The following is a 3,288-nucleotide window of genomic DNA, read 5'->3' as shown; positions in this document are numbered from 1 at the left end:
TGATCAAATGGATTGTCGGGCTTGGCATCGCACAAACCGGCTTGTGGTTTACCCTGAAGCTCCTTCCCATTGGCGCGTAATTCATCGTTTCTTCTATTCGTCAGGAGTCTCCCACAGCCGCGCTGGTCGGCGTTACGCCTCCTCGCCCTGTTAGAAGTTATCTTCCTCTCCCACTCTAGAAATATACGGCTATAGACCCTATCCAATAAAGAAAGGGGCACGCTGCATATTTTTTAAAGGGTGGGAAGGAAATGTTTTTTGATCGTTTCCGGCCGTTTTTCAACTTTTAGAGCGGCTGAACGTGTTGCTCGGAAGTTTCTCTCACAAGGATTTACGCGCCAGGATATCAGCGTATTTTTTACGACGCCGCCTGGCCAGCATGCTCAATATCCTATTGGAGGCGATCAATACGCAGATCCGGGTGCGCAACTGGCTGCGCGCGGCGCGGCCAGTTGGATGAGCGCGGGCGCCATAATAGGGGCGCTCGCCGGAACGGCGCTCTACTTCATTCTATGGCGATATTGGCTTATTCCCATCGCATGCCTTTCCGTAGGCGCGTATATTGGATCTTTAATAGGCGCGCTAAGACGCATGCGCGAGCAAACTGCGCGTTCTGCGCATCACGGGCAGGATACGGGTGTAATGCTCGCTGTGCATGTGGCTGAAGAGAATGCTGTAAACGCGGTTCAGCTCCTTGAAAAAAGCGGCGCGGCGGATATTGAAAAAGCTACCGGTATTGGGGAGGAGGACACTATGCCGTATCAAAACCTTGAAGAATTACCCGATTCGATTAAAAAGCATTTGCCTGCTCATGCTCAACACATCTATAAAGCAGCGTTTAATCAAGCGTGGGATGAATACCAGGACGCAGCGCGCCGCAGAGATGACGCGTCGCGTGAAGAAACGGCGCACAAAGTCGCATGGAGCGCGGTGAAAAATCAATATGAGAAGAATAATGAAACAGGTCAGTGGAAGTCCAAAAAATCTTTCTGAGAAAAATGTTTAAGCGGCGATTTGAACGCCTGAGGCATCCGCCAGCGCGGCGGCTGTATCCGTACATTCCCAGCTGAATTCCGGCAGCGCGCGGCCAAAGTGTCCGTAGGCGGCGGTTTTCGCATAGATGGGTCGAAGCAGATTCAGCATCTGGATGATGCCTTTGGGGCGCAGATCGAAATGCGCGCGCACCAAACCGATGATCGCCGCCTCCGATATCCGGCCCGTGCCAAAGGTATTGACCATAATCGACGTCGGCTGCGCAACGCCAATCGCGTATGAAATCTGAATCAGGCAGCGCGCCGCCAATCCTGCGGCGACAATATTTTTCGCAATATAACGGCCTGCGTACGCGGCGGAACGATCCACCTTTGACGGGTCTTTGCCGGAGAAAGCGCCGCCGCCGTGCGGCGCTGCGCCGCCATAGGTATCGACCATAATCTTGCGGCCAGTCAGTCCGCAGTCGCTTCTCGGTCCGCCAATCACAAAACGGCCCGTTGGGTTAACCAGGTAGCGGATGCCGCCCTTGATCAGTGCAGCGGGCAGCGCGGGCGCGATGATTTCTTCAATCACTGCTTCGCGCACTTGTTCAAGGCGGATTTCGGGCGCGTGCTGCGTTGATAGAACGACCGTGTCGATCCGGTGCGGTTGACCGTTCACATAGTGAATGGTGACCTGCGATTTGGCATCGGGCCGCAGCCAGGGCAAACGGCCGCTGCGACGCAACTCAGACTGACGTTCGACCAGACGGTGCGCGAGATGGATCGGCAAGGGCATTCCTTCCGGCGTTTCATTGCACGCATAACCGAACATCAATCCTTGATCGCTTGCGCCTTGATCAAGCGCGTTGTCGTGCGCGCTATCCACCCCTTGCGCGATATCCGGCGATTGTCCATCATAAGCGAGCAGCACCGTGCAGTTGCGATGGTCAATCCCAAAATCCGCATGGTCATAACCGATCCGCTTGAGCGTATTGCGCGCGATCTGGATATAATCGACGCGCGCGCGCGTTGTGATTTCACCCGCAAGCACCACGAGGTTGGTTTTGCACAGCGTTTCAGTAGCGACGCGTGAATCAGGATCGTGCGCGAGTAGCGCATCGAGAATGGCGTCGGAGATTTGATCCGCGACTTTGTCCGGATGGCCTTTCCGATACGGATTCAGAGGTGAAGAATGTGTGATTGCCCACTTCATGGCTCCTTGTTCAAAAAAACCGCGCGTTGCGCGGCCCTTGCCCGATGGAGATGAAGGGGCGACGCTTTAGCGGATTTTCAAAAACGCAGCGCAGGCTGCGCGACTCGTCCCGCAAGTTGTCTGTTAACAGGCGAAAATCCCATTATAACGGGTTGGATTAAATATGCGCTGCTTTCAAAGAAAGGAAACCCATCAATGGCCACTGCCACTTTCGACACCTATAAATTTGTCCGTAAGCTAAGAGAAGCCGGTTTTAACGATCAACAGGCGGGAATATTCACTGCTGCCGTGCAGGAAACACAGGCCGCGTCGGAATTGGCAACCAGAGCAGACTTACGGCAATACGATTCTGCCATTCGAAACGATTTGGAAAAACATGAAACCCACTTGCGCCATGAAATGGGTCACTTGCGCAAAGATATAGAGACCAAATTGGCCAATCTCAACTTTGACCTTCTTAAATGGATGGTGGGGCTGTTCATTGCGCAAACCAGCCTATTGCTCGCATTGCGGCTAGTGCCAGGCGGCGCTTGATGCAAGATGGCCTTAGAACCTGTTCACGATCTGTCACGAGCGCCCGTCATCCAAGGAGGACGGAGCGCAGAAACCGGAGCATATACATCATATATGAGGATTCCTGCTACCTCCCGACACAGGCTCACGGGCGCGCAGAAAGAATCGTGAACAGGTTCTTATTGAGCTGCGTTGATTCAGCCTGATGCTCAGGCGGTTCGGCGCCGCGTGTGCGGTCGGTATTTTGAAAGGGCTCGCGCATTTGCCTTATGGCTGGATTGCGCGCCTTGGAAACGCGGCAGGGCGCCTGTGCTATGTATTCCCCAGCGAGCGCCGGCGGATTGCCCGGATTAATCTCGCCCTCTGTTTCCCGCACTGGAGCGTAACGCAGCGTAATATCGCGGCATTGCATCATTTTCGGCACGCCATACGTAGTTATGTTGAGCGCAGCGTGCAATGGTTTGCGCCTGTGCGCACGCTTGAGAAACTGGTTGAAGTCGACAGCGCGATTGATTTGACGAATCCGTCTTTGCCGCCGACGATTTTTCTTGGCTTTCACTTTGTGGGCATTGAAACCGGGTCGCTTTT

At 54.1% G+C, this 3,288-nt stretch carries 3 protein-coding genes and 1 pseudogene; 3 read left to right on the top strand and 1 reads right to left on the bottom strand.

Annotation, left to right across the window (positions count from 1 at the left end; all coding sequences use genetic code 11):
- Nucleotides 1–258 precede the first annotated feature (258 nt).
- Entirely contained in the window at nt 259–993 is a 735-nt protein-coding gene (locus CAGGBEG34_RS11900) for a ChaB family protein (RefSeq protein ID WP_238985035.1), read from the top strand.
- A gap of 9 nt (nt 994–1,002) precedes the next feature.
- On the opposite strand, the pseudogene metK reads toward CAGGBEG34_RS11900, so the two are convergent.
- Nucleotides 1,003–2,182 (bottom strand): annotated as a pseudogene (gene metK / locus CAGGBEG34_RS09340) (methionine adenosyltransferase).
- Between the two features lie 200 nt (nt 2,183–2,382).
- Between metK and CAGGBEG34_RS09335 the strand changes: the two are divergent.
- On the top strand, nt 2,383–2,721 hold the full coding sequence (locus CAGGBEG34_RS09335) for a CCDC90 family protein (protein ID WP_006683370.1): 339 nt from the start codon (nt 2,383–2,385) through the stop codon (nt 2,719–2,721).
- A gap of 184 nt (nt 2,722–2,905) precedes the next feature.
- The coding region (locus tag CAGGBEG34_RS09330; RefSeq protein ID WP_042688531.1) for an LpxL/LpxP family acyltransferase at nt 2,906–3,288 on the top strand (383 nt) is incomplete at its 3' end.

It is taken from the genome of Candidatus Glomeribacter gigasporarum BEG34, from assembly GCF_000227585.1.
Taxonomy (GTDB): Bacteria; Pseudomonadota; Gammaproteobacteria; order Burkholderiales; family Burkholderiaceae; genus Glomeribacter; species Glomeribacter gigasporarum_B.
Note: the sequence above shows the minus strand (reverse complement) of the source record. Positions and strands in the feature narration are given on the sequence as shown.

Excerpts from the sequence above, each read along its gene's own strand:
- CAGGBEG34_RS09335 (WP_006683370.1), top strand. The coding sequence starts at position 2,383 with ATGGCCACTGCCACTTTCGACACCTATAAATTTGTCCGTAAGCTAAGA.